The organism is Microvirga sp. 2TAF3, assembly GCF_052114965.1.
Classification (GTDB): Bacteria; Pseudomonadota; Alphaproteobacteria; order Rhizobiales; family Beijerinckiaceae; genus Microvirga.
This window is the reverse complement of sequence record NZ_JBFRFT010000042.1, coordinates 1-2,821: the sequence shown is the minus strand read 5'-3', so window position 1 is coordinate 2,821 and position 2,821 is coordinate 1. Positions and strand designations below refer to the sequence as shown.

Genomic DNA, 2,821 nt, shown 5'->3' with positions numbered 1-2,821 from the left:
GCCGGATGGAGGATCCGCCTTCCACCGCACGCACGATCCGCTCACGCAAGTCTCGAGACAGAGGAGCTGGCATGGGACGCCTCCCGGCCAATCACAACCAACCCTATGGAATCAGCTCTCCCGATTCCACGCAACTGCTGCCCGCTCTAAAAAGGCAGCAAAATCCAGAAAATCAGGCTGCGCAGGGGCCGGGTTTCTTGACGAGAGTCGGTTGCGGCCAGTCAGTGCGTCCGCGATGCGACAGTGAGGTTCCCTTTAGCTGCTTCGCACTCTCAAGACCGGGCCGACATGCGGCGCGGCATCGTATCCCTTGCATCGTTCGAGAACGGCGTCCTGCAACACATCGATGCTCGCAATCGCCTGCGCTCGCGCCGTCGAGATGAGCGCGAGATTCCGCTCGCCGAAACGGTCGGCCATCTGCGTAAGCCGCTGGCATCGCTCCTCGACGAGGCGCCTTGCCTCTTCGAGGCCGGTATGCGGCACAACATGCGCAATGATGCGATCGCAGGTATGCAGCACATCGTGGGTCAAATTTTCGTCCCCATATAGCCCGGTGTAACTACCAATCATGCTGCGCACATTTTGCAGCATATGTCGGATGTTTTGGCGCAACGCAGTATCAATCACCGCACGACTCCCGAAGCGAACAGAGCATGAGTATGCCATGCGATGCCGGGTGGAATAAAGAACCCTTGTGCGAAGCAGGATCGATGCCGCCTGCATCATGCGTATCCTGCCGCTCCATTACCTGATGGTGGCCGCGCACGATCTCCAGGTGAGAGCACCGTTCTAAGCGAACCGAAGGCCCGCGTCGGCGAAAAACCGGATCCGCTTTTCCGCACGATGCGCGAACTGCCGATCTTAGGGTATCCGTAAACATATTAGGATTATCGTTTCTCTCGATCCATTCGAGAGGACGTCAAATGACAGACTGGAAAGGACGGAAACGTCACCCTATGACCGAAGAGCGACTGGAGCGCGCTGTCAGCGTTCTTGCCGACATCATGAGCGAGCATGGCCAAGCTCATGCTCATCTCTTCGATCAGGTCAAGCAGCAGTTGGACGCTCTTCGTCAGCGGCGCGAGAATGCCGAGGCGAGGAACAGCAAGCCTTCCGAGAAGCGCTTTCGCAAGGCATCCTGAGCCCATTCCTTAAACGGGATCTGGATCTCATCGCGGTCTTGTCACGTCGCCGAAGCGGAACGAAAAGCCCTAACAAAGGCTGGAGCCGCATCGGCGACAGCGGCAAGGGAATAACCTCCCTCCTGAACGATCAGAGTGGGAAGCCTGAGCTCGCCCCAGATCTCTCCGATGCGCGCATAGGCCTCGGATGTCACGTTCAACTTCGACAGGGGATCGTCCCTGTGTGCATCCCATCCGGCCGAAAGCACGAGGGCGTCGATGCGATGTGCCTGGACTGCGCGCGACAGATGTCTGTTCGCTTCGATGAAGGCGGCATCGTCCGCGCCTTGAGCAAGCGGAAGGTTGAGGTTCGCGCCCTCGCCCTGCCCCGCTCCGGTCTCATCCGCATAACCGGCATAATGCGGATAATAGGCTGACGGATCGGTGTGAACGGAGCCGTAGAATACATCGTCACGGGTGTAGAAGATCGCCTGCGTTCCGTCGCCGTGATGCGTGTCGAAATCGATGACCGCTACATGGGGAAAACTGCGTCGCAGAACTTCCGCCGCAATCGCTGCATTGTTGAAGTAGCAGAAGCCCGAAGCGCGATCCGCATAGGCATGATGCCCGGGCGGCCGGCATAAGGCGAAACTCGCATCTTCGCCAGAGACTATAGATGAGGCACCCGCAATTGCCGTCTGCGCGGATGCATAAGCAGCGCGATAGGTTCCTTCCATCATGGCGCAGGACAGATCGCCGATATACCAGCCCGCCTGCCCGAGAATGCCTGTCGTACGCGGCCGGGGGCGTGCGGCAAAGTCATCGCCCGCTCCACGATAGGGATGAACATTGGGCAGCACTTCAGGCCCATGACCGGGGAGTTCCATGAAGCGCGCATAGGCGGTTTTCAGGAAGGCGACGTAATGATCGGCGTGAACCTGAAGAATGGGTTCCAGTCCGAAATCAGCAGGCTCCGTTCGCGGAAGCCCCACAGTGCCGAGCGCCTCGATCAATGTCGCGGCACGATCCGGATTTTCGAACGGATCCACGATCCGTCCATGCACCATGTATTGTTTCGGCCGATGCGCCAATTGCGTTTCGCTGAAGAAAAGCCGCATGAGAGTTCCCCCAGGAAACGATAACGGTCTCGCCTATTCCTAATAGTTCGGGTGCCCGACAGCAAATGCCGGGCACCCGGAATGACGGTGGGAAGCTTTAATGCCTTCTCAATGCCCATCCATGTTGTCGGGGCCGATCAGGATCTCCCGCTTACCGGCATGGTTGGCGGGGCCGACGATGCCCTCCTTCTCCATGCGCTCCATCAGCGAGGCGGCACGGTTGTAGCCGATCTGCAGCCGCCGCTGGATGTAGGAGGTCGAGGCCTTCCTGTGCCGCAGCACGATCGCAACCGCTTGGTCATACAACTCGCCTGAACCCGAGCCGAAATCGCCCTCGTCGAAGACCGGCGTCTCCTCGGTTTCGATGTCATCCTCGCCTTCGGCGGTGACGGCTTCGAGATATTGCGGCCGGGCCTGCCGCTTGAGGTGGGCGACGACCTTCTCGACCTCCTCGTCGGAGCAGAACGGCCCGTGCACGCGGGTGATGCGCCCGCCCCCGGCCATGTACAGCATGTCGCCCTGGCCCAGGAGCTGCTCGGCGCCCATCTCGCCGAGGATCGTGCGGCTGTCGATCTTCGAGGT

At 59.8% G+C, this 2,821-nt stretch carries 4 protein-coding genes; 1 reads left to right on the top strand and 3 read right to left on the bottom strand.

The window, feature by feature from the left end; all coding sequences use genetic code 11:
* Nucleotides 1-255 precede the first annotated feature (255 nt).
* Nucleotides 256-726 carry a hypothetical protein gene (locus AB4Y97_RS20815; RefSeq protein ID WP_442000946.1) on the bottom strand — a complete coding sequence of 157 codons (471 nt, stop codon included), beginning with the start codon at nt 724-726 and terminating at the stop codon, nt 256-258.
* 230 nt (nt 727-956) lie between these two features.
* Here AB4Y97_RS20815 and AB4Y97_RS20810 point away from each other — a divergent pair, with 230 nt between their 5' ends.
* Nucleotides 957-1,142, top strand: a complete 186-nt coding sequence (locus AB4Y97_RS20810) for a hypothetical protein (RefSeq protein WP_442000945.1) — start codon at nt 957-959, stop codon at nt 1,140-1,142.
* A 41-nt stretch (nt 1,143-1,183) separates the two neighbouring features.
* On the opposite strand, the gene AB4Y97_RS20805 is transcribed toward AB4Y97_RS20810, so the two are convergent.
* A complete protein-coding gene (locus AB4Y97_RS20805; protein WP_442000944.1) occupies nt 1,184-2,239 on the bottom strand; it encodes a histone deacetylase family protein in 1,056 nt (351 codons plus the stop codon).
* Between the two features lie 108 nt (nt 2,240-2,347).
* On the bottom strand, nt 2,348-2,821 hold a 474-nt coding region (locus tag AB4Y97_RS20800), incomplete at its 5' end, for a DNA translocase FtsK (protein WP_442000943.1).